The organism is Aeromicrobium sp. PE09-221 (assembly GCF_002174305.1).
Classification (GTDB): domain Bacteria; phylum Actinomycetota; class Actinomycetes; order Propionibacteriales; family Nocardioidaceae; genus Aeromicrobium.
In genome coordinates, this window is record NZ_MIJB01000002.1 from 122,376 (window position 1) to 144,332 (window position 21,957).

The 21,957-nt window shown below is 68.9% G+C and carries 20 protein-coding genes; 14 read left to right on the plus strand and 6 right to left on the minus strand.

Translation table 11 applies throughout. The features are described from left to right. Positions 1-10 precede the first annotated feature (10 nt). Both BHE97_RS00740 and BHE97_RS00745 read right to left on the minus strand, forming a co-directional pair. Complete coding sequence (locus tag BHE97_RS00740; protein WP_272896885.1) at positions 11-1,402, minus strand: amino acid permease; 1,392 nt, start codon at positions 1,400-1,402, stop codon at positions 11-13. Between the two features lie 9 nt (positions 1,403-1,411). Further along, positions 1,412-2,668: a YibE/F family protein gene (locus BHE97_RS00745; protein ID WP_087622100.1), complete on the minus strand. Its 1,257-nt coding sequence runs from the start codon at positions 2,666-2,668 to the stop codon at positions 1,412-1,414. Positions 2,669-2,677: 9 nt separating this feature from the next. On the opposite strand from BHE97_RS00745, the gene BHE97_RS00750 reads away from it, so the two are divergent. Both BHE97_RS00750 and BHE97_RS00755 read left to right on the plus strand, forming a co-directional pair. Then, the gene (locus BHE97_RS00750) at positions 2,678-3,445 is read left to right on the plus strand and encodes a phosphotransferase (RefSeq protein ID WP_236757460.1); all 768 of its coding nucleotides are present in this window, start codon (positions 2,678-2,680) and stop codon (positions 3,443-3,445) included. A gap of 52 nt (positions 3,446-3,497) precedes the next feature. Beyond that, a complete protein-coding gene (locus BHE97_RS00755; protein ID WP_087622102.1) occupies positions 3,498-4,379 on the plus strand; it encodes a bile acid:sodium symporter family protein in 882 nt (293 codons plus the stop codon). On the opposite strand, the gene BHE97_RS00760 is transcribed toward BHE97_RS00755, so the two are convergent. Further along, positions 4,324-4,614 carry a DUF2277 domain-containing protein gene (locus BHE97_RS00760; protein WP_087622103.1) on the minus strand — a complete coding sequence of 97 codons (291 nt, stop codon included), beginning with the start codon at positions 4,612-4,614 and terminating at the stop codon, positions 4,324-4,326. The genes BHE97_RS00755 and BHE97_RS00760 overlap by 56 nt on opposite strands. A gap of 3 nt (positions 4,615-4,617) precedes the next feature. Next, the gene (locus BHE97_RS00765) at positions 4,618-6,189 is read right to left on the minus strand and encodes an ABC-F family ATP-binding cassette domain-containing protein (RefSeq protein WP_236757461.1); all 1,572 of its coding nucleotides are present in this window, start codon (positions 6,187-6,189) and stop codon (positions 4,618-4,620) included. Positions 6,190-6,509: 320 nt separating this feature from the next. Here BHE97_RS00765 and BHE97_RS20925 point away from each other — a divergent pair, with 320 nt between their 5' ends. The 3 genes from BHE97_RS20925 (at position 6,510) to BHE97_RS00780 (ending at position 11,437) form a co-directional block, all read left to right on the plus strand. After that, a complete protein-coding gene (locus BHE97_RS20925; protein WP_087622105.1) occupies positions 6,510-10,679 on the plus strand; it encodes a lamin tail domain-containing protein in 4,170 nt (1,389 codons plus the stop codon). 66 nt (positions 10,680-10,745) lie between these two features. After that, a complete protein-coding gene (locus tag BHE97_RS00775; protein ID WP_087622106.1) occupies positions 10,746-11,156 on the plus strand; it encodes a cupin domain-containing protein in 411 nt (136 codons plus the stop codon). Next, positions 11,153-11,437: a hypothetical protein gene (locus tag BHE97_RS00780; protein ID WP_087622107.1), complete on the plus strand. Its 285-nt coding sequence runs from the start codon at positions 11,153-11,155 to the stop codon at positions 11,435-11,437. Before BHE97_RS00775 ends, BHE97_RS00780 begins: the two co-directional genes overlap by 4 nt. A 100-nt stretch (positions 11,438-11,537) precedes the next feature. Here the strand turns inward: BHE97_RS00780 and BHE97_RS00785 are convergent, their stop codons facing one another. After that, the gene (locus tag BHE97_RS00785; protein WP_087622108.1) at positions 11,538-13,619 is read right to left on the minus strand and encodes a prolyl oligopeptidase family serine peptidase; all 2,082 of its coding nucleotides are present in this window, start codon (positions 13,617-13,619) and stop codon (positions 11,538-11,540) included. A gap of 122 nt (positions 13,620-13,741) precedes the next feature. Between BHE97_RS00785 and mshB the strand changes: the two genes are divergently transcribed. From mshB to BHE97_RS00805, 4 genes are read left to right on the plus strand one after another with little or no spacing between them, the layout of a single operon-like run. Beyond that, the gene (gene mshB / locus BHE97_RS00790) at positions 13,742-14,650 is read left to right on the plus strand and encodes an N-acetyl-1-D-myo-inositol-2-amino-2-deoxy-alpha-D-glucopyranoside deacetylase (RefSeq protein ID WP_087622109.1); all 909 of its coding nucleotides are present in this window, start codon (positions 13,742-13,744) and stop codon (positions 14,648-14,650) included. After that, entirely contained in the window at positions 14,647-14,991 is a 345-nt protein-coding gene (locus tag BHE97_RS00795; RefSeq protein ID WP_087622110.1) for a hypothetical protein, read from the plus strand. The genes mshB and BHE97_RS00795 overlap by 4 nt, the downstream gene beginning before the upstream one ends. 10 nt (positions 14,992-15,001) lie before the next feature. Beyond that, complete coding sequence (locus BHE97_RS00800; RefSeq protein WP_236757462.1) at positions 15,002-15,535, plus strand: flavin reductase family protein; 534 nt, start codon at positions 15,002-15,004, stop codon at positions 15,533-15,535. Beyond that, positions 15,532-17,268 (plus strand): VanW family protein, encoded by a 1,737-nt coding sequence (locus BHE97_RS00805; protein WP_087622112.1) that lies wholly within the window; start codon positions 15,532-15,534, stop codon positions 17,266-17,268. The genes BHE97_RS00800 and BHE97_RS00805 overlap by 4 nt, the downstream gene beginning before the upstream one ends. Positions 17,269-17,273: 5 nt before the next feature. On the opposite strand, the gene BHE97_RS00810 is transcribed toward BHE97_RS00805, so the two are convergent. Continuing rightward, the gene (locus tag BHE97_RS00810; protein ID WP_170931181.1) at positions 17,274-18,224 is read right to left on the minus strand and encodes a GNAT family N-acetyltransferase; all 951 of its coding nucleotides are present in this window, start codon (positions 18,222-18,224) and stop codon (positions 17,274-17,276) included. A gap of 117 nt (positions 18,225-18,341) precedes the next feature. Between BHE97_RS00810 and fdxA the strand changes: the two genes are divergently transcribed. From fdxA to BHE97_RS00835, 5 genes are all read left to right on the plus strand, one after another. Beyond that, positions 18,342-18,665, plus strand: a complete 324-nt coding sequence (gene fdxA / locus BHE97_RS00815; RefSeq protein WP_087622114.1) for a ferredoxin — start codon at positions 18,342-18,344, stop codon at positions 18,663-18,665. A gap of 7 nt (positions 18,666-18,672) precedes the next feature. Further along, entirely contained in the window at positions 18,673-19,770 is a 1,098-nt protein-coding gene (dapC, locus tag BHE97_RS00820) for a succinyldiaminopimelate transaminase (RefSeq protein ID WP_236757463.1), read from the plus strand. Positions 19,771-19,812: 42 nt separating this feature from the next. Next, entirely contained in the window at positions 19,813-20,028 is a 216-nt protein-coding gene (locus tag BHE97_RS00825) for a hypothetical protein (RefSeq protein ID WP_087622116.1), read from the plus strand. Between the two features lie 81 nt (positions 20,029-20,109). Beyond that, positions 20,110-21,021: an ABC transporter ATP-binding protein gene (locus BHE97_RS00830; RefSeq protein ID WP_087622117.1), complete on the plus strand. Its 912-nt coding sequence runs from the start codon at positions 20,110-20,112 to the stop codon at positions 21,019-21,021. Continuing rightward, positions 21,018-21,842 (plus strand): ABC transporter permease, encoded by an 825-nt coding sequence (locus BHE97_RS00835; RefSeq protein ID WP_087622118.1) that lies wholly within the window; start codon positions 21,018-21,020, stop codon positions 21,840-21,842. Before BHE97_RS00830 ends, BHE97_RS00835 begins: the two co-directional genes overlap by 4 nt. Positions 21,843-21,957: the final 115 nt, after the last annotated feature.

Below are 21,957 nucleotides of genomic sequence, written 5' to 3' on the forward strand. Positions count from 1 at the left end.
AGTTCGGAGGTCAGCGGGACGCGTGCTGGCGCTGGACGCTGAGGGCGTAGATCGCGAGGATCACCGCGACCAGACCGGCGGTCGAGAAGAGCTGGTTGCGTGCCGCCGTGTCGGTCAGCATCAGCGCGGTAAGTGCCGCGAGCGCCACCAGTACGCCCCAGGTCAGCCACGGGTATCCCCAGGCCCGCAAGCGCAGGGGCTCCCCGCTCGCCTGGGCCTCCGCCACGAGGATCGGTCGTAGACGCAGCTGCGAGAGCGCGATGAGCACCCAGACGACCAGGAGGGCCGCCCCCACGGCATTGAGCAGGATGCCGAGCAGGGTCTCGGGCAGCAGCCAATTGAGGCCGGCGGCGACCACACCGAAGAAGATCGAGACCAGCACCGAGGCCCAGGGGACATCGGCCCGGGAGACCCGGGTGAGCACCCGGGGGCCGTCGCCGCGTCGTGCGAGGGAGTAGGCCATCCGCGATGTGCCGTACAGCTGGGCGTTGAAGGCCGACAACAAGGCGATGACGACGACGATCTCCATCACAGTCGCCGCGACCGGCAGTCCGGCGAGGTCGAGCACGGACGCGAAGGGACTCGCCTCGAGAGCCGGAGAGTCCCACGGCAGCACGAACACCATCACTGCGATCGAGCCCAGGTAGAACACCAGGATCCGCCACACGATGCTCCGGGTGGCACGGCCCACCGCGGTCTGCGGATCCTCGGCCTCGGCGGAGGCGATCGTGACGATCTCGATGCCACCGAAGGCGAAGGCCACGACCAGCAGGCCGGCCGCGATCCCGCTCCAGCCTTGCGGGGCGAAACCGCCCTGACCGAGGAAGTTCTCGGTGCCGACGGCTGAGGTCCCGGGCAGCCAGCCGAAGGCCATCGCGACCCCGGTCACCAGGAAGGCGATGATGGCGGCGACCTTGATGAAGGCGAACCAGAACTCGAACTCGCCGAACTGCCGCACACCCCACAGGTTGACCACGGCGAAGACCGCCACGAACACCAGCGCGACGGCCCACTGGGGGAGAGCGGGTGCCCAGCCGGTGACGATCTGGGCGGCACCGGTGATCTCCGCGCCGAGCACCATGATGAGCATGAACCAGTAGAGCCAGCCGAGCAGGAACCCGGCCCATGGTCCGAGTGCCTCCTCCGCGTAGACCGAGAACGAGCCGCTCGCCGGCCGCGCGCTGGCCATCTCGGCGAGCATCCGCATCACGAGCACGACGATGACGCCCGCGACCGCATAGGACACGAGGACCGCGGGGCCGGCGATGGCGATGCCCCTGCCCGAGCCGAGGAACAGCCCGGCGCCGATGGCCGAGCCGAGCCCCATCATCGTCAGATGGCGGGTCCGCAGACCGCTGCCGAGGCGATCGGAACGCGGCGCGGGGGAGAGGGAGTCAGACACCGGAACAGGCTAGGAGGGGTCGGTCGCGTGCGCGCCACCGGCGTGCGGCTCACGACGATGATCGCCACCGTCGATGTCGGTCTCCGTCCGGGCCGCGGGGGCGAGAGCGACCGCGATCGCCGTCGTCGCGGGCACGGCCAGGACGAGGCCGACGGCCCCGATGAGCGTGCGGACGATCTCCTGCCCGATCTGCTCGGTGGTGATGAACTGCATGAGGTCTTGTCGATAGACGGTGAGCAGCAGCAGGACCGTCATGGCGGACCCGGCGTAGGCGAACACCAGCGTGTAGACGCTCGACGCGATGTGGTCGCGGCCGATGCGCATGGCGGACTTGAACAGCTGCGCAGGCCCGGCGCTCGGCTGGAGCCCCCGCATCTCCCAGACCGCCGAGGCCTGCGTGACGGTGACGTCGTTCAGGACGCCGAGACCCGCGATGACCATCGTCGCCGCGACGACTCCCGACAGGCTCATGCCCGGGGCGCTGGCCACGAGCAGGTGGTCGTCCTCACTACCCACACCGGTCAGATGGGCCCAGTTGGTGGCCCAGGCGCCGGCGAGTGCGGTGAATCCGACGCCGAACAGGGTGCCCAACAATGCGGCCGTGGTCCGGATCGACACCCCGTGGGCCAGATACAGCACCACCAGCATGATGACGATCGATCCGACCACGGCGATCGCGAGCGCCGGTCCCCCCGCGAGCAGCGCGGGCAGGATGAACTGCAGCAGCACCAGCATCGCCACGCCGATGCCGAGGAGACCGAAAAGACCGCGCCAGCGGGCGATCGCCACCACGAGGATCGCGAACACCGCGGCCATGACGAAGAGCTGGTTGCCGCGCTGGTAGTCGTAGAACTGGAAGACGACCTCCTGGCCGTCGGGGGCGTCGCGGATCAGCTGGATGGCGTCGCCGTCGTTCATGCCCGCCCCGACATAACGCGTCGGGTCGAGGGTGAACTCGGCGTCCTCGCCGTCATCGGTGGTGGCGGTGATCTGCGCACAGTCGCCCTCGACCATCGGCGTGTTGTCGGGGCCGATGCCGGTGCTTCCGCAGTCGAAGGGTTCGACCCCCGTGACCGTGGCGTCTACGAGCGAGACACCGGGATTCGACAACGGGCCCGCCCCCGTGGGGACGTCGTCGCTGCTGGGCCAGAGCAGGACCATGCCCAGCACCGAGACGACGGCGACGATGCCGACGACGACGGCCAGCGCGGCGGCGAGCCGGGGACGACGAGGTTCCTCGAAGGAGTGCGCGTGCGAATGTGCCACGATGACAGGGTGCCATGCGATGACGACACTGCACCCGAACACCTCCCCGGCGGTTCCGGCGGGGTCTGGAAAGTCGGCCGCACCGTCCGGCGCCCGACCGGACCGTGGACGCCGGCCGTCCACGAGCTGCTGGCCTGGCTGAGCCGCGAGGGTCTCGGCGGGATCCCGAACGTCGGCGGCATCGACGAGGACGGCCGCGAGGTCGTCTCCTATATCGAGGGGCGGGGCGTCCCCGTCGACGACGAGGTGGTGCTCGACGAGGTCCTGGTCGAGGCGGCGACCTGGCTGCGCGACTTCCACGACATCGTCGAGGGCTTCCGCCCGGACGGCCCGCGCACCTGGCGCCAAGCGGGTGAGGTCGAGCTCGAACCGGGGCAGATCATCTGCCACAACGATCCGGGCGCCTACAACTGGATCATCCAGAGCGGCCACTTCGTCGCCATGATCGACTGGGACCTCGCCGGCCCCGGCGACCCGATCGACGACCTCGCCTTCCTGTGCTGGACCGGCATCCCGCTCTACCGTGAGATCCCGGTGGAGGACGCCGCCCGGCGGATCGACCTCGTCGTCGACGCCTACGGCGAATGGGGCCCGATGACCTTGCTCGACGCGGTGGTCCGCCGCATGACCACCGCGACCGAGCGCATCGCCGCCGGCATCGAGCGCGGCGATCCCGGCATGCTCAACCTGCAGCGCAAGGGAGAGCCCCAGCGCACCCGTGACCGCGTCGCGGCCTTCGAGGCGCGACTTCCGGCGCTGCGCGAGGCCCTTGGCTGACGGGATCGTCGAAGTCGCCCCGGGAGTGGGCTGAGTCACGTTAGGGTGTGGCATGGATTCGGCGCTCACCACGATCGGACTCCCGATCGCCCTGGGCATCATCATGTTCGGGCTGGGACTCTCGCTCACCGTCCAGGACTTCCGCGACGTCAGGCGACAACCGAAAGCGGTCATCGTGGCCTTGCTGTGTCAGCTCACGCTCCTGCCGGCGGTCTGTTTCGGGTTGGTGATCCTGCTGGATCTGCCGCCGGTCCTGGCGGTGGGGATGATGCTGCTGGCAGCGTCCCCGGGCGGCACGATCGCTAATCTGTACAGCCACCTGTTCCGGGGCGATGTCGCCTTGAACGTGACCTTGACGGCGGTCAACTCCGTCCTCGCGATCATCACCCTTCCCTTCATCACCAACCTCTCGATCAACTACTTCGGGCTGAGCGAGTCGGTTGATCTGCAGTTCCGCAAGGTGGTGGAGGTATTCATCGTGGTCCTCGGTCCGGTGCTCCTCGGGATGCTCGTGCGCTCGCGACGCCCTGCCTTCGCCGCGAACATGGACCGTCCGGTGCGTACCGCCTCCGCCGTCATCTTGTCGGTCTTGGTGCTGGGAGTCCTGTTCGACCAGCGAGACCAGGCGCTGGGTTATCTCGGCCAGGTCGGACTCGTCACCACGCTGTTCTGCTTCGCGAGCTTGCTGGCCGGGTTCTTCGTGCCGCGCGCCCTGGGCGTGACCGACCGTCAGGCGATCGCCTGCTCCTTCGAGATCGGCGTGCACAATGCCACGCTCGCGATCTACGTCGCGGTCGAGGTGCTGGGCAGCGTCGAGATGTCGATCCCAGGTGCGGTGTACGGGCTGCTGATGTTCGTCTACGCCGCGCTGTGGGGGCTCATGCTGACACGCTGGATTCTGCCGCGCCGAAGCGGGCAGCCGAGCGTGCCTTAGCCTTCTCGGCCTCGACGGCACGATCCTTCGGCGGAGCGGTGGTGACCAGATCGTCGAGGAGATGCCGCGTCACATGGGCGATCTCGCGGACCGCGCGGTCGAAGGCCTCCTGGTTGGCCTTCGACGGCTTGGTGCTTCCGCTGATCTTGCGGACGTACTGCAGCGCCGCGGCGTCGACCTCGTCGTCAGTGGCAGCTGGTGCGAAATTGTGGAGAGTTCGGATGTTCCGGCACATGCCTCACTGTAGATCCACTCGGCGGTCCAAGGCGAGGTCGTCGAGGAACCGTTCGTCGTGGCTCACCACCAGGAGCGCGCCCTCATAGGAGTCGAGAGCCTCCACGAGGTGGTGGGCGCTGGTGAGGTCGAGGCTATTGGTCGGCTCGTCCAGGATGAGCAGCTGCGGTGCGGGATCGGCCAGCAGCAAGCAGGCCAGGGTCGCACGCCAGCGTTCACCCCCGGAGAGGGTCGCCGCGGGGTGGTCGGCCGCCCGGCCGCGGAAGAGGAATCGCGCGAGCTGGGACCGAATCGTGGTCTGATCGGCCTCCGGCGCGAAGCGTCGCACATTGTCGACCACCGACATTCCCGGGTCGAGCAGGCGCAGATCCTGTGGGAGATAGCGCACCGGGACGAATACCCCGCAGGTTCCCTCCGCGGGCTCGTCCACGCCGACGAGGACGCGGAGCAGCGAGGTCTTCCCGATGCCATTCGGACCGGTCAGCGCGATCCTCTCGGGACCGCGCAGATCGAGGTGGAGCTCGGCGTCGCCGTGTTCCGCCCGAAGCCCCTCCGCGACCAGCACCCACCGACGTGGAGGTACGCGGGTCGCGGGCAGGTCGACACTGATCTCCCGGTCGTTGCGTACCCGGCCCTCGGCATCGTCAAGGGTCGATCGGGCTTCTGTCAGGCGATCCTCGTGCAGTCCGCGTAAGCGGCCTGCGGTCACCTCGGCACGCCGCTTGTACTCATTGGCGACGATCGGCGGGAGGTTGCGATTGTGCTGCCTGCCGTGGCGATCGTGCCGAGCCTGCTTGATCTGCTGGTCGGCGAGCTCCCGCTGCTGGCGCCGGACATCCGAGGCAGCCGCCGCCACGGCCCGGGAGGCGGCCTCCTGCTCGATCTCGATCGCGGCCTCGTAGTCGCTATAGCCGCCACCGAACCAGCGCAGCTCACCCTCGCGCAGTTCACCGATGTCGTCCACGCGCTCCAGCAACTCGCGATCGTGGCTGATGACGACGAGGGCGCCGGTGAAGCCGTCGACGACATCGTAGAGACGCCCGCGCGTCCGGCGATCGAGATTATTGGTGGGCTCGTCGAGCAGCAACACCGACGGTCGGCGCAGCAACAGGGCAGTGAGTGACAGCAGCACCAGTTCGCCGCCCGAGAGCGTTCCCACGGATCGGTCGAGGCCGAGATGGTCGAGTCCGACGCGACCGAGCGTGGCCTCGATCCGTCCGGCGATGTCCCAGTCGTCGCCGACAGCGTCGAAGTGGGCAGGGTCGACCGAACCGGCCTCGATCGCGGCGATGGCCTTGAGCGTCGCCTCGACGCCCAGCAGTTCGGCCACGCTCCGCGTGGGATCGACGGCAGGATCCTGGGGCAGGTAGGCGAGCTCGCCGGCGGCCTGCACGTGCCCGGAGCTCGGAGACAGCTCCCCGGCCAGGAGCCTCAGCAGGGTCGACTTGCCCGATCCGTTGCGGCCGATGAGTCCGTGCCGGCCGGGGCCGAGCGCGAGGTCGAGATCCGCGACGACGGGAGTCCCGTCGGGCCAGGTGAAGGTGAGATGGGTAGCGGTGAGGGAAATGGGGCGCACGGGCATCCTCGAAGGGTCCGGAGAGAAGAGGGGACGCGAGGAGACGCTGCGCGGTGATGAACCGGTCGTGAGCAGAGGTCGACGAGCGCGCCGGCGGATCGCGGCACAGGTCTCGGACCTAGAGCTTCACGGTGATGGATACCTCGTGATCGGGAACGGTTCTCGGCCAGTGTAACGGAACCGGCGACGAGGCGTGCCGCGGTTCACCGAGGAGACACCGAAGGTTCGTGCGGACGTAGGCATGTGGCCCCACCAGGGACACAGGGGCTGACCAGAGTGAGTTCGATCTTTGCCAACCCCTCTCTCTAGGAGCACCCTTCGTGTTGTCCCAACGGCGTGCCGCGGTCCTGGCGTCCGCGGCGGTCCTGATGGCGCTCGTGCCGAGCGTGGCCACCGCCGCGCCGGCCGAGCCTCCGCCACCACCGTCCATCGAGCTTCCGCCCCCGCCACCGGCAGCCCCGCTGTCAGGTGTCCTCGTCAGCGAGGTCGCCTCCGGCGGGCCGGGCTCGGCGGAGAACTTCATCGAGATCACCAACTACGGCACGGCCCCCACGGACGTGTCGGGCTGGAAGATCTTCCGCTGCGGCCAGACCGGTGACGGCTACGGCCCCCAGGCGGTCATCCCCGACGGCACGATGCTCGCACCGGGTGAGCAGTTCACCGCCGTGCGAGAGGGCGGAGACCTCGATGACGGCCGTACCGGCGACATCACCTATCCGACGAGTCTGCACTCCTTCGGGTTCGGTGCCTTCCTGCAGGATGCGCGTGGCCGCACGCTCGACAGGGTCGGCTTCTACCACGAGAACATCGACAGTGACTGCCGCAATCCGGTGAGCCTGCAGCATCAGGCGAGCTGGGCGCACGGCCAGTCCCATCAGCGGGTCGGGCTCAGTGGTGATGTCACGAAGGACTGGATCGTCGCGGGCCGTACGCCGGGTGAGAAGAACGCTGCCGAGTGGGAGGACATCACCACCGATGGCGACATCGTCATCAGCGAATACGCGCCGGGCGGGCCGGCCGGCTACAACGACGACTTCATCGAACTGGCCAATGCCGGCGATCGTCCCGCCGATATCAGCGGCTGGAAGGTGTGGCGCTGCGGGGACAACGCGCAGACCTACGCGCAGTCCAACGGCCTGCCCGAGGGTACGGTGCTCGAACCGGGGGAGGTCTTCACGCTCGGTCGGTCCGGCTCTCCGACACCGGCGGATCTCCGTTACTCGACCAGCGTGCACTGGATCAACTCCGGGGCGATGGTGCTCACCCCCGACGAGCGCATCGTGGACCGCTTCAGCATGTACGCGGATCGGGTCTCGCCGTGCACCGACGGCACCGCGAAGGCGATGGACATCTCGGTCCTGGACGGTGAGAGCTACCAGCGCGTGGGACACACCGGCAACAATGCCGAGGACTTCCGTGCCGCGCAGCGCACACCCGGTGAGTGGCCGGCCCCCGAGGAGCTCGCGGATGTCGTGATCGCCGATTCTCCGCATGCGGGCTCGCTGCAGATCACGGAGATCACCGGCAGTGGTCCCGCCGGTGGAAGCGACGAGTTCATCGAGTTGACGAATCTCGGCGCGGCCCCGGTGGATCTCAGCGGATGGCGGCTCCACCGGTGCGAGGGCACCGGCCGCATGGCACCCGACCCGCAGGTCGCGGACCTCGGCCGCGTCCTCGCTCCCGGCGAGACCTTCGTCGCGGCGCACCGGTCCTCGACCATCGACGCGCCCGATGCGACCTACCAGACCGGACTCAACGAGACCGACGGCTATGGAGCCGTGGTCTTCGATGCCGACGGAGCCCGGGTCGACGGGGTCGGGGTCTACGACACCATCCGGCAGGATCACTGCGGACGCGGGCTGACCGCTCAGAACAACCTCAAGGCCGACACCGGCGAGACCTATCAGCGCGCCCGTTCGACCGGCGGCAGCTATGACGACTTCGTCAAGGCCGAGCGCAGTCCCGGCGAGTACGTCGATCACGTCTGGCATGATCCGGCGACTCCCCGTGCGGGCCAGCTCGATCCCGCCACCGTCGAGCGCTCCTACCGTCCGGGGACCCCGGTCACCACGGCCGACGGCGCCGAGCCCCAGGAAGACGGCACCCTGCGCACCGCGGTGCGGACGGAGCATGCGACCAGTGCCGAGCTCGACGTCAGCTTCCGGTCGGCCACACCCGTCGTCCTCGACACCGCGGCGACGCGTATCTGGGCGGGTACGACGGGCGAGATCCCGCCGCCGGCCCGGGAGATCGACGGGGAGCGGCAACTCGCGCCGACCGATGAGCTGGTGACCGAGGGCGGCACCGGCGACTATCCCTTCCAACGTTTCGAGATCGCGGTCGAGGAGGTGCCGGTCGAGGGGCTCGAAGTGGTCTGGAACGGCCGCACACAGGACCGCAACGAGATCCAGCTGTACGGATGGAATCCGTCCGGCGATCAGTGGGAGCTGGTGACCGCGGGCGAGCCCTCCGCCGATGGCGATGTGGCGCTCGTCGGCCGCATCCCCGAGGCGATGGTGGTCGAGAACCGCGCCGACATCCTGGTGATGGACGGTCCCCGCACGAGCGGCGGTCTGTTCGACGAGGTCAGCGTCACCGACGGCGCCTTCGCCGATCCCGGGATCTACGACGCGGCGATCAACCACATGACCGACACGCAGTTCTACTCCGAGGGCTTCGTGGGTGTCTTCACCGACATGGTCGCATGGGTCGTCGCGAATGCCGATGCCCGCAAGATCGCCTACAACTCGCTGACCGGCGACATCATCGAGAACTGGATCGGGGGCAACTCCGATCCGGTGCGCGCCCGTCGCGAGTTCGACGACGCGGCGCGGATCGTGGGGTTGATGAACACGGCCGGAGTGCCGAACGGCGTGCTGCCGGGCAATCACGACAACCTGTGGGGTCGCAATAACGACCTCTACAACGAGTACTTCGGCCCGGGGATGTTCGAGGGCCAGCCGTGGTGGGGCAATTCCTGGCGCCCCGGCGACAACAGCGCGCACTACGACTGGTTCGAGCACGACGGAACGAAGTTCCTCGTCGTGAACCTGCCGTACCGGCCGTCGGACGAGCAGATGTCCTGGGCCTCCTCGGTCGCGCGGGCCAATCCGTCGTACAACGTGGTGCTCGCGACCCACTCGTATCTCTACACCGACGGGACGGTCGAGGATGTCGACCGACGTCACACCGCACGGGGGCGTGCCATCTGGGACACCGTCGTGGCACCGAATGACAATGTGTTCCTCGTCATCGGCGGGCACTACCACGGGGTGGCGACCAATCTGGCCGATCCCGTGACCGGCGACCGAGTCGACGTGACAGAGCTCAACGAGTCCACGGTCGTCGTCGACGGAGTCGGCCAGGGCAAGCGTCGCGTGGTGGAGATGCTGGCCGACTACCAGGGCTACCGCTCCACCCAGCCCGAGGCGCGCACGGATCTGCACGATCGCGACACCGGGTTCCAGCGGCTTCTGCAGCTTGACCTCGACGCCGGGCTCATGGGGGTGAACGCCTACTCGCCCACCCTGGAGAGCTTCGATGCCTGGAAGTACGACGAGCCGGACTTCCGGGGTGAGAACGCGCGCTACGGGCCCGAGGACGACGAGTTCGTCGTGCAGTTGTCGCTGACGCGGCCCACGTCGTTCTCGACCACGAATTGGCTGGTCCAGGGCACCTCGAGCGAGGAGAGCCGTGAGAAGGTCCGTGCCGGAGAGATCGTGGAGCATGTGTGGGAGCCGGAGAAGGCTGGCCTGAACTGGTACGCGGTCAGCTCGGTCGCCGAGCGGCAGGCCGAGGGCAGCTCGGCATTCGACGCCCGCGAACGCGCCGCGGAGGGTGCGCTGCTGGAGGAGCGGGTGGAGGAGCAGATCGTGCCGCTGGCGCAGCCCGATCCGTATCCGGCGCAACGGTCGGCGCTCCCGGCGCCCTCGCAGGAGGCGGTCCCCGAACCCGAGGCGGCTCCCGAGCCGGAGGCGACGCCTGAGCCCGAGGTGACACCGGAGGCGGAGGCGACGCCTGAGCCCGAGGTGACACCGGAGGCAGAAGCGACGCCTGAGCCCGAGCCGTCTGCCACGGAGGACGAGCCGGCGGCGCCGGCTGGGTCGGCAGAGGAACGGACGCAGTCTCTGGTGGAACCCGCCTCCGCGGCGGGCCCGATCGTGGCCACGGTGCCGCTTCTCCTGGGCACCGACGGTGAGCCCGGACCTCCGGTCGATCCGGGCGTGCCCGGTGAGCCCGGTGGCCCGGACGATCCCGGACAGGACCCCGGCACGTCAGTCCCCGGCGGTACCGGAGGTCCCGGAGGTCCCGGTGCGACTCCGGCCGCGGATGACACAACCGCCGCGGATCGGGCGAGCCGGTCGGGCGAACGGATCGGCGTGCGTGCGCTGCTGCCGGGCACCGGCAGTCCGGTGGGTCCGTTGCTGATCGCGCTGGGCGTGGGCGCCGTGGGCTGCGGCGCCTGGGCCTGGCGTCGCCGGCAGGCCTGAACGAGATGGTGGGGGCGGAGCGCGAGACCGCTCCGCCCCCACCGTGTGTCTCCTACGATCTGGAGCATGACCGATCGTCCTGCCCGCGCCCGCGAACTCGGCCTCGAACCGCATCCGGAGGGCGGTTGGTTCCGCCAGACCTGGAGGAGCGAGGTCGAGGTGACCTTGCCGGATGGCCGGGTGCGCCCCACCGCGACCTTGATCTGGTTCCTGCTGCCGGCCGGGGAGTCCTCGGCCTGGCATCGAGTGGCATCCGATGAGATCTGGCTCGCCCATGACGGCATCGTGGAGCTGCAGTTCGGTGGGGACGGCGATCAGCCGGCGGCAGGCGAAGTGGCCCGGGTGTCCACATCGAGTGAGACCCAGGTGCTCGTGCCGGCCGGCGTCTGGCAGCGGACCCTGCCCGGACCCGCCGAGGCGCTCGTCAGCTGTCTCGTCTCGCCCGGTTTCGACTTCGAGGACTTCGAGCTCGCATGACCGAGATCTGGTTCGACGAGCGCGACGACGCCGAGACCTTTCTCGAGGGACTCGAGCTGGAGACTGAGCCGCGACGTGTTGGGTTCGCCGGCGAGGAGGATGACGAGGACCACGCCTGGGTCGTCCTCCTCGACCATCCTGATGCCGAGGTGATGAAGCGCGCCGATGAGCTCGGCGGCTGGGTGCCGGAGGCGGAGGTGCCGGTCGCGCCGGCCGAGCCCCTCGACCTCCCCGCCGCGCCCCGACGCCTCAAGAACCCTGACCCCTCCCGAGGGCGGTGACTTACGCACCCCTCGTGTGGGGCGAGCGGTGGGCTACGCACGTCACAGGTGCTGTGAGTGGTGCGTAGCCCACCGCCCACGGCTGTGAGAGGTGCGTATGTCACCGCTCCCGCGCGAGATGCGTGCGCAGGAAGTCGACCTGCAGCAGCTTCAGATTCTCCGCCACGACCTCCTGCGGCGTCATATGCGTGACCCCCGAGAGCGGTAGTACGGTGTGCGGTTTGCCGGCCGCGAGCAGCGCTGAACTCAGCCGCAGGGTGTGCGCCGCCACGACATTGTCATCGGCGAGGCCGTGGATGAGCATGAGCGGACGTTCCAGCCGGCCGGCCAGGGGCAGCAGCGAATTGGCGTCGTAGACCTCGGGCCGCGCTGACGGATCGCCGAGGTACCGCTCGGTGTAGCAGGTGTCGTAGAGGCGCCACTCGGTCACCGGCGCACCCGCCACGGCGACGTGGAAGACATCGGGACGGGCCAGCACCGCCAGCGCGGACAGATAGCCGCCGTAGGACCAGCCGGTGATCCCGACCCGCGAGGGGTCGACCCGTTCGCCGTAGCGCTCGGCCACGGCCTGGACGGCGTCGATCTGATCGGCGAGGGTCACCTCGGCGAAGGAATCGAGGATCGCCCGGTCCCAGCCGTGGCCGCGCCCACCGGTCCCGCGGCCATCCGCGACCACGACGCAGAATCCTTGGTCCGCGAGCCACTGGGCTTCGAGGAACATCCGTGCCGAGGCCATCACCCGCTGCGCGTGCGGACCGCCGTACGGGTCCATCAGGATCGGCAGGGCGGATCCGTCGTGCTCACGAGGGAAGAGGACGGCGGCGCGTAGCTCCCGTTCCCCGAGTCGTACGAGCTCGACCTCGGGATGGAAGGGCGGCTCCTCCATCGCCACCTCGATACGGCCGGGCGCGTCGGCACCTGCGTGCACGAGGACCTCGGGACGTGTCGAGTCCAGCGACGCGCGGGTGATGACCGTGGTGTCGCCGCCCACGACCGCACCGTGCACACCCCGGCCCTCCGTCAGCGGTGTGACCGACCCGTCGTAGCCGAAGCGCACGACCTGCACCTCGGTGGGCTCCTGTGAGGCGGTCGCGATCACGGCATTGTCGTCGAGGCCCACGAGCCCGCGCACCTGCCAGGCGGCATCGCTGATCGGCTCGCCGTCGACGACGATGCGACGCCGGTCCTCGCGGTCCTCGGCCCAGACCAGCCGTCCGCCCGGCCCGTGTTGGGGAGCGATGGTGAGGTCCACCCACGCGTCGTCCGCGAGTTCGGCCAGTAGCGTCGTCACGCCGGTCGTGACGTCGACCGACAGGATGTGGCTGCGGCGCTGGTCGCGGCTCAGCAGCTGGATCACCGGGCCGCCGTGCTCGGTCCAGGAGACCCGGCCGAGGTACTCGAAGGCATCGCGGTCCCACTCGATCGGCGTCCGCGAGCCGCCCAGGTCGATGTGCCACAGGGTCACCTCGGCGTTGGCGGCGCCCGCGGCCGGGTAGCGCTGCTGAACGGCTGCACGCTCCGGGTGTTCGGGGTCGCCGATGTGCCACACCGGCACCGACGAGTCGTCGAAGCGCTCCACGAGCAGGGACTGGCCGTCGGGCGCCCACCAGAAGCCGCGGAAGCGGTCCATCTCCTCGGCGGCGATGAACTCGGCCTGTCCCCAGACCTGCGTGGGAGACTCCGGCTCGGCGAGCGGACGATCGTCGTCGCCGTCGACGCCGATGACGCGCAGTGATCCCCCCGAGGCGTAGGCGATGCGTCGCCCGGTCGGGTCCAGCCGTGGGTCGATGACCGACCCGTGTGCGGGAAGCTCGCGCGTCGATCGGGCACCCAGGTGCGTGGCCCAGAGCCGTCCGGACAGCGGGAAGCACAGCCAGCGGCCGGTCGCGTCGACGTCGTAGCCGATGATGCCTGCGGCGGACTCGCGGCTGCGCTCACGGCGCGACCTCTCCTCCGCCGACAGCTCCTCGCCTCCGTCGCCGAGCAGCGCGACCGGGTCGACCAGCAGACTCTCGGTCCGCGTCGCGATGTCGTACTCCCAGATCTGGCCCGTGCGGGTGACGCCATCGGGTGTGCGGACGAAGCGCACGGTCCGGCCGTCAGGTGCGACCGTCAGGTTGCGGGGGACGCCGAGGGTGAAGCGGACGGTACGAGCGGCCAGGCGCGGATAGGAGACGGTCATGCCCCCATCCTCCCGCATCGCCCCTGACCCGTTGAGTGGGACGTTTGGACGGCAGAATCCGGGAATCGACCGTCCAAACGTCCCACTCAACGGGTGGGGGAGTGCTCGGTACTCTGGGGTCCATGTCGCTGCCCGACCGCCGCCTTCTGCTCGTCCACGCCCATCCCGATGACGAGTCGATCAACAACGGGGCGACGATGGCCAAGTACATTGCCGAGGGTGCGCATGTCACGCTCATCACGTGCACGCTCGGCGAGGAGGGCGAGATCCTCACCCCCGAGATCGCGCACTACGCGGCCGATGCCGAGGACCGGTTGGGCGAGCATCGCATCGGCGAGCTCGCCGATGCGATGAAGGAACTCGGCGTCACCGACCATCGTTTCCTGGGCGGACCGGGCCGGTTCCGCGACTCGGGCATGGTCTGGGGTGAGGACGGCAATGCCGCCGCGGGCGAAAACGTGCGCCCCGATGCGTTCTGGGCCGCCGATCTGACCGAGGCCGCCAATCTGCTGGTCGAGGTCATCCGCGAGGTCCGCCCGCAGGTCCTCGTCACCTACGACGAGTTCGGCAACTACGGACATCCCGATCACATCCAGGCTCACCGCGTGGCCATGTACGCCGCACAGCTCGCGGGAACCCGCTCCTACCGCCGCGATCTCGGCGCCCGCTGGGAGATCGACAAGATCTACTGGACCGCGATGTCGGCCTCCCATATGCGCGAGGGCCTCATCCAGCTGCGCGAGAATGGTGAGACGGCCTTCGAGGGCTGGGACCCCGATCAGATGCCGCCCTTCGCACTCGCCGATGCCGACCTCGACGCCCGCGTCGACGGCAACCGCTGGGTCGATGCCAAGCTGGCCGCCATGCGGGCGCATGCCTCGCAGATCGCCGTCGACGGTCCCTTCTTCGCCCTCTCCAATAACATCGGCAACCAGGTCTGGGGCAGCGAGTTCTATCGACTGGCCGTGGGGCAGCGCGGACCCGTCGGCGAAGACGGTTTCGAGGACGATCTCTTCGCCGGCATCGAATGATCGGCCGCGCCGTCGCCGCCGGGCTCGGTGCCTGGGCCGGTGCGATCGGCGTGGTCGTCCATCGTCAGCGTGATGTGTGGTTCGAGTCGACCGTCCCCTGGGGTGTGCTCGTCGCCTGGTTCGTCCTGCTGGTGGCGGTGCTGGCGGCCGCCGACCTGCTCCCGCTCGGAGCGGCCTGGGCGGGCGGGGCGTGGATCCTCGTGGTGCTGGTGGTGCAGACGGGACGCGATGTCTGGATCCAGGGTGACGCCCTGGGATGGAGCTTCCTCGGCGGCGGTCTGGTGATCGGCGCCGTCGTCACGGGGTGGACGGCGTACCGGACGTCAGGTTCCACGCCTTAGGCTGGGTGGCGTGTCCACACCCGTCGACCCCAGCGCATTCCGCGGCGCGCTCTCGCGATTCGCCAGCGGGGTGACGGTGATCTCGACCGTGGTCGACGGTGTCGATCACGCGATGACGGCGAGTGCGTTCACCTCCGTGTCGCTCGATCCGCCCCTGGTGCTCGTCTGTGTCGACCACCGCAACCGCTTCCACGAAGCCGTCACGCGGGCCCGGGTCTGGGGTGTGTCAATCCTCGCGGAGGAGGGACGCGAGGACTCCGCCTGGTTCGCGCACCGGGGCCGAGAGCTGGACACGCAGTTCGAGGAGGTCAAGCACCATCGCGGCTCGACGGGCGTCGTGCTGCTCGATGCCTCGCTCGCGTGGTTGGAGTGCGAAACGGCTGAGACGACGGTCACCGGGGATCACACGATCCTCTTCGGGCGGGTTGTGGATGCCCGCGTCAACGAGGGACCGGACGACCCGCTGCTCTATTATCGCTCCCACTATGGCACGATCGTGCGATCCTCGGAGTCGGAGAAGTCGGTCTACGGAGGACCCCAGTGACGAAGAAGACCACGACCACCGCCTCGACGAAACGTCGCCGCCGGTGGCCCTGGTGGACGCTCGGGGGAGTGTTCGCTCTCCTCGCCGCCGTTTACATCGCGGGCTACTTCCTGACTGGATCGCGCATGCCGGCCAATACGACCGTGGCGAAGGTCGATGTCGGCGGCAAGACACCCTCGGATGCCGTCGCGGCTCTGGAGGAAGGGACCGCCGACCGGCTCGACGAACCCCTCGTCGCCTCCCGGGAGGATCAGACCTTCGAGCTCGTCCCCGCCGATGTCGGCCTGGTCCTCGATGCCGAGGCCAGTATCGAGCGTGCCGGAGGCGGTCGCTCGTGGGATCCGCGACGCATGGTGGCGCTGGTGTTCGGGGATCGCGACTACCACCCCGTGCTGACGGTCGACGAGGACAAGCTCACGAGCTCCGTCGACACGATCGCCGAGACCGTCGACCGTCCCGTGGTCGAGGCCTTCATCTCCTTCCCCGAGGGCGCGCCCGAGCCGCGTGAGCCCGAGGCCGGCGAGGTCGTCGAGCGCGAGACCCTGGCCGAGGCGATCCGCGATGCGTACCTGATGAGCGACGATCCCGTCGACATCCCGGTCGAGACCGTCGAGCCGCAGGTCGACAGCGACGGCCTCGCCGAGGCGATGCGCACGATCGCCGAGCCCGCGGTCAGCGCACCGGTGACATTGAATGTCGGGGAGCAGTCGATCGACCTGCCGGTCACCGCGTACACGCCGGCGCTCACCGTGGAGGTCGAGGACGGCGCGATGGTCGCCAAGATCGACGAGGAGGCCTTGGCCGAGCCATTGACGGACTCCACCACCGGGATCGGCGAGAAGGCCGTGGACGCGGTGATCTCCATCGAGAACGACACGCCCGTGATCACCCCGAGCCAGCCCGGCCTCGGACTGGATCCGGAGACGATGGCCGCGGAGCTCCTGCCCGTCCTCACCGAGGAGGGCGAGGCCCGGGCGATCACGGTCGAGGCGACGCCCGTCGAGCCGCAGTTCACCACCGAGGATGCCGAGGCACTCGGCATCACGGAGAAGATCTCCACCTTCAGCACCAATTACCCGCATGCGGACTACCGCAACATCAACCAGGGTCGTGCGGCCGAGATCATCGACGGCACGCTGCTGAAGCCGGGGGAAACGTTCAGCTTCAACGACACGGTCGGCGAGCGCACCACGGCGAACGGCTTTGCCAGCGGCATCGTCATCAACGGAGGCGTGTTCCGTGAGGAGATGGGCGGCGGCGTCTCCCAGGTGGTGACCACGACCTACAACGCCGCCTTCTTCGCCGGCCTGGAGGATGTCGAGCACCACCCGCACGCCTTCTACATCGATCGCTATCCGGTCGGTCGCGAGGCGACCGTGTACTACGGAAGCCTGGATCTGCGGTTCAAAAACTCGCTGGACAACGGCGTTCTGATCCGTTCCTATATCTCACCGAGCGGTCCGGGTTCGCAGGGCACGATCACCGTGGAGATGTGGGGCACCAAGCAGTATGACATCGAGGCGGGGGAGTCGCCGCGCCGCAACTTCCGTCAGCCCGGCACGCGCTATGACGACACGGGTGCGTGTGTCGCGCAAGCACCGGTACAAGGCTTCGACATCGACATCATCCGGATCTTCCGCCAGAACGGCGAGGAAGTGAAGCGGGAGACCAACACCGCCAGGTACCAGGCGTCCGACCGGGTGGTGTGCGGTCCGAAGCCCGAGGGCGAGTGAGTGTGTCAGGCGGGCGGTCGCAGGTACACGTACGCGTGATGGGTCGTGAAGCCGAGCGGCGCGTAGAGGGCTAGCGCCGGGGCATTGTCCTGCATGGTCTGCAGGTAGGCCTTGTCCGCCCCGCGTTCGGCCGCCCACGCCAGGCACCCGCGCATCAGCCGACGCGCGAGGCCGCGGCGCCGATGGCGGGGATCGACCTCCACGGCGGACAGGCCGGCCCAGAGTCCGGTGACGACCACCCGGGCGATGGCGACGTCGTCCAGGGTCGCGAAGGCGACGCGGTCCGGTCCCTCGAGCACGGTACGGGCGAGTGAGGGATCCTCGACGCGTCCGTAGTGGCGCAGCCAGGTGTCATCCGCGGTGGATGAGAAGTCGATCGCCGGGTCGTGCTCGACCTCGCCGATATCGGCGACCTGCACGATCGCGCCGGGCCGCGAGCCTCCGATCGGCTCCCATCCGGCCTCGGCGAACCGTCGTTCCCAGGTCGAGGCCACCACGACCTGCGCGAGCGGGGCGATCTCGTGTCGCACGGCGAAGTCGATCACCCGCGCCGCGGCCTCGGGGAAGGGGACTCCCGGGTCACCGTGCACGGCCGCGGAGTTGGCGCGTCCGGTGAAGCCGCCGGCGACCCGCAGTTCCCAGTCGCCGAGGGATTCGCTCACGACGGCCGGCCAGCCCCGTGAGGTGATCCGCGTCAGCTCCTCGGCATCGATCGCCGTCGCCGGCTGGCGGCGGCGCGGGCGCAGGGGCACGGTGCGCGCCGCGACGATCCGATCGGTGATCAGGCGGATCCGGTGGCCGTCGCGGCGTTCGAGGACCACGCTGTCGGCATCGACCGCCACCAGCACGCCGATCGTGTCGGTGGCCTCGGGGCCCCCGCTGGGACCCCGGCCCCCTGTGAGACTGCGCACACTGAGGCGCTGTCCGATCTGCTCGCGTCCGAGGGAGTTCCGCACGGTCCCCACCATGACAGGCCGGCCTACGTGACCGGCGGGTATCCATTAGGTGGACCTGTGCTGCGGGGCCCATGGCGTCCGCGCGATACTGGTGGGGACTGTTCCGAAGGAGTTTCCGTGACTTACGTGATTGCCCAGCCGTGTGTCGACATCAAGGACCGTGCCTGTGTGGACGAGTGTCCTGTCGACTGCATCTACGAGGGCAACCGCATGCTCTATATCCACCCCGACGAGTGTGTCGACTGTGGTGCCTGCGAGCCGGTGTGCCCGGTCGAGGCCATCTTCTACGAGGACGACACCCCGGAGGAGTGGAAGGAGTACTACGACGCGAACGTGCACTTCTTCGACAAGCTCGGATCGCCGGGAGGGGCCGCGAAGATGGGCGTGATCCATGCCGATCATCCGTTCATCGAGGCGCTGCCTCCGCAGAACCAGGACTGATCCCGGGGTGCCCGCACCGGTCTCCTCGCGCTTCCCGGACTTCCCCTGGGACACGATCGTCGATGCCAAGGCGGCTGCCGCGGCGCATCCGGGTGGGATCGTCGATCTCTCGGTCGGCACACCGGTCGATGACGCGCCCCGGCTCGCCCAGGACGCGCTGTGTTCGGCCTCGAACTCGCCGGGGTACCCCACTGTCCTCGGTCCGGAGTCCCTGCGTCAGGCGGCCGCGGGCTGGCTGGAACGTCGGTTCGCGATCACCGGGGTGACGCCCGATGCGATCCTGCCGACGGTCGGCTCCAAGGAGTTCATCGGCAATCTGCCGCTGCAGCTGGGCTTCGGTCCCGGTGACACGGTGGCGTTCCCGACCCTCGCGTATCCGACCTATGAGGTGGGAGCGCGCTACGCCGGGTGTACGCCGGTCGCCGCGGACAGCACCGTCGCGTTCGGGCCGGCGGCGCCGCAGCTGCTGTACCTCAACTCCCCGGCTAATCCGCACGGACAGGTGCTCGGCACCGAGCATCTGCGCAAGGTCGTCGAGTGGTGCCGGGAGCGTGGCACGCTGCTGGTCAGCGACGAGTGCTATCTGGAATTCGTCTGGGAGGGCGAGCCGGCCTCGATCCTGCACCCGGAGATCAACGGGGGTTCGCTCGACGGCATCCTCGCGGTGCACTCGCTGTCCAAGCGCTCGAATCTGGCGGGTTATCGCGACGCCTTCGTCGTGGGAGACCGCGGGATCATCGCCGAGCTGCTGACGCTGCGCAAGCATCTGGGCTTCATGCTGCCGCGACCGGTGGCTGTGGCGATGGAGGCGGCCCTCGGCGACGACACGCACGTCGACGAGCAGCGTGCGCGTTATGCCGCGCGCCGCCGGATCCTGCGTGCGGCGTTGGAGGGCGCCGGTTTCGAGATCTCCCATTCGGAGGGCTCGCTGTACCTGTGGGCGACTCGTGGCGAGTCGTGTCGCAGCACCGTCGGGTGGCTCGCCCAGCGCGGCATCCTCGTCGCGCCCGGGGACTTCTACGGGCCCGCGGGCGCTCAGCACGTGCGGGTCGCCTTCACCGCGACCGACGAGCGGGTCGCCGCCGCCGCCGAACGTCTCGCCTGATGCCGCACTGCGCGACACCGAGACCGTGCCTACGGTGGAGACATGGCACATCTCAGTGACGAGCATCTGAAGGCAGCCCAGGCCGTGGTCGAAAGGGTCGGCGCGTACCAGGAGACGGCACCCGACCGCGATACAGCGAAGGAGCTCCGCGACGGCATGGAAGAGGCCGGCGTGGCCCTGAGCGACGGGGATCTGGCGACGCTGGTCGATGCCATCGACGATCGTGGCGTCGTTGACGTCGCGGAGGTGCTCGGCTAGCGCGTCCCGCCCGGCTGTGCTGGTCGCCGTTCTGGACGATAGGGTCGAGACCGCCCCTGGACGACGACCGAAAGGACGCCCATGGCCGCGCCCGCCGCCGTGACCGTAGATCGACTCAGCAAGCACTTCGGGCAGGTGAAGGCGGTCGATGACCTCTCCTTTGCGGTCCGTCCGGGTGCCGTGACCGGCTTCCTCGGCCCGAACGGTGCCGGCAAGACCACGACCCTTCGGATGCTGCTGGGCTTGATGCGGCCCACCTCGGGTCGCGCGCTCATCGGCGACCAGAGCTATACCGAGTTGCGTCACCCCGCGCAGACCGTGGGCGCAACCCTGGAGGCGTCGTCCTTCCATCCCGGCCGGTCCGGCCTGGATCACCTGCGCATATACGCACCGCAGGTCGGCGTGCCGGACTCCCGCTGCCATGAGCTGCTCGAACTGGTCGGCCTCGCCGAGGCGAAGAAGCGACGAGTCGGCGGCTACTCGATGGGCATGCGCCAGCGCCTCGCGCTGGCGTACGCGATGCTCGGCGACCCTTCGGTCGTGATCCTCGACGAGCCCGCGAACGGCCTCGACCCGCAGGGGATCGTGTGGCTGCGCCAGCTGCTGCGGGCCTTCGCCGACGAGGGCAAGACGGTGTTGGTGTCCAGCCACGTGCTGAGCGAGGTGCAGAGCACGGTGGACGATGTCGTCATCGTGGCCAAGGGACGTCTCGTGCACGAGTCCTCGCTCGCCGGTCTGCGCGATCTCACCGAGACCACGACCGAGATCGTCACGCCCACGCCCGATCGGTTGCGCGACCTCGCGCAGCGCCGGCAGTGGAATATCGAGGATACCCAGGGTGCGCTGCGCATTCACGGTGTCGACGAGGCCACGATCGGGGCCGCGGCCTTCGCTGACGGCATCGAGCTGCATCGTCTGGCCGACGTAGGTGTCGGCCTGGAGGAGGTCTTCTTGAGACTCACCGGAGAGCCGACGCAAGAGGTGACAGCATGACCGCCGCTATTCGCAGTGAGTTCCGCAAGTTCCTCTCTACGCGCATGTGGTGGATCCTCGCGCTGGGCATGTTCGCCTACCTGGCCTTCATCGGCCTGGTCATGGCGTTCAGCTTCGCCCAGGCCAGCTCCATGTCGCAGCAGGACCTGGCCGACGCGGCCGAGTCCGGCACGGTGCTGCCCCTCGGCGTCGACGCCGCGAAGATGGCCTACTCGGTCACTAGCCCGCTCGGCTATGTGTTCCCGCTGATCATCGGCAGCCTGTTGTTCACCAATGAGTTCCGCCATAAGACGATCACGCCGACGCTGCTCGTCGAGCCGCGCCGTACTCTGCTCGTCGCCGCCAAGCTCATCGTGGCGGCGATCTTCGGTCTCGCGATCGGCCTGCTGGCCACCCTCGGCACCGTCGCGGGCGCTGCGCCGATCCTGTCCCTGCTCGGGGATGGCGCCTATCTGGGATCCGGCGCCGTGTGGGAGTTGTTGGGCTGGTCGGTCGTCGTGATGGCGATCTGGACGGTCCTGGGAGTCTCGATCGGCGGGCTGCTGACCAATCAGGTGGCGGCGATCATCGTCATCATCGGCTTCACGCAGTTCATCGAGCCGATCGCCCGTGTCGTGGCGAGCGCTGTCGACTGGCTCGAGGGCATCGGCGCCTATCTGCCGGGCGCGGCGGCCGATGCGGTACTCGGTACGAGCTTCTTCGGCGCGATGGGCGAGGGCGACATGCTGCCGCGCTGGGCCGGTGCCCTCGTGCTGGGGATCTACATCGCGGTCTTCGCGGTCGGCTCCCGCCTCATCACCTTGCGCCGCGACATCGGCTGACGTTCCCGTTGAGTGTGACGTTTGGACGGCTGAAACGAGGTTTTCACCGTCCAAACGTTCCCCCTACTCGCTGCGCTCGTGGGAGGTGCCCCCACACTCAACGTGTTTCGCTGGG

Bases quoted from the DNA above. Each gene is read 5' to 3' on its own strand.
- BHE97_RS00755 (WP_087622102.1), top strand. From the start codon at position 3,498: ATGGATTCGGCGCTCACCACGATCGGACTCCCGATCGCCCTGGGCATC.
- BHE97_RS00760 (WP_087622103.1), bottom strand. From the start codon at position 4,614: ATGTGCCGGAACATCCGAACTCTCCACAATTTCGCACCAGCTGCCACT.
- BHE97_RS00775 (WP_087622106.1), top strand. From the start codon at position 10,746: ATGACCGATCGTCCTGCCCGCGCCCGCGAACTCGGCCTCGAACCGCAT.
- BHE97_RS00780 (WP_087622107.1), top strand. From the start codon at position 11,153: ATGACCGAGATCTGGTTCGACGAGCGCGACGACGCCGAGACCTTTCTC.
- BHE97_RS00785 (WP_087622108.1), bottom strand. From the start codon at position 13,619: ATGACCGTCTCCTATCCGCGCCTGGCCGCTCGTACCGTCCGCTTCACC.
- mshB (WP_087622109.1), top strand. From the start codon at position 13,742: ATGTCGCTGCCCGACCGCCGCCTTCTGCTCGTCCACGCCCATCCCGAT.
- BHE97_RS00795 (WP_087622110.1), top strand. From the start codon at position 14,647: ATGATCGGCCGCGCCGTCGCCGCCGGGCTCGGTGCCTGGGCCGGTGCG.
- BHE97_RS00825 (WP_087622116.1), top strand. From the start codon at position 19,813: ATGGCACATCTCAGTGACGAGCATCTGAAGGCAGCCCAGGCCGTGGTC.
- BHE97_RS00830 (WP_087622117.1), top strand. From the start codon at position 20,110: ATGGCCGCGCCCGCCGCCGTGACCGTAGATCGACTCAGCAAGCACTTC.
- BHE97_RS00835 (WP_087622118.1), top strand. From the start codon at position 21,018: ATGACCGCCGCTATTCGCAGTGAGTTCCGCAAGTTCCTCTCTACGCGC.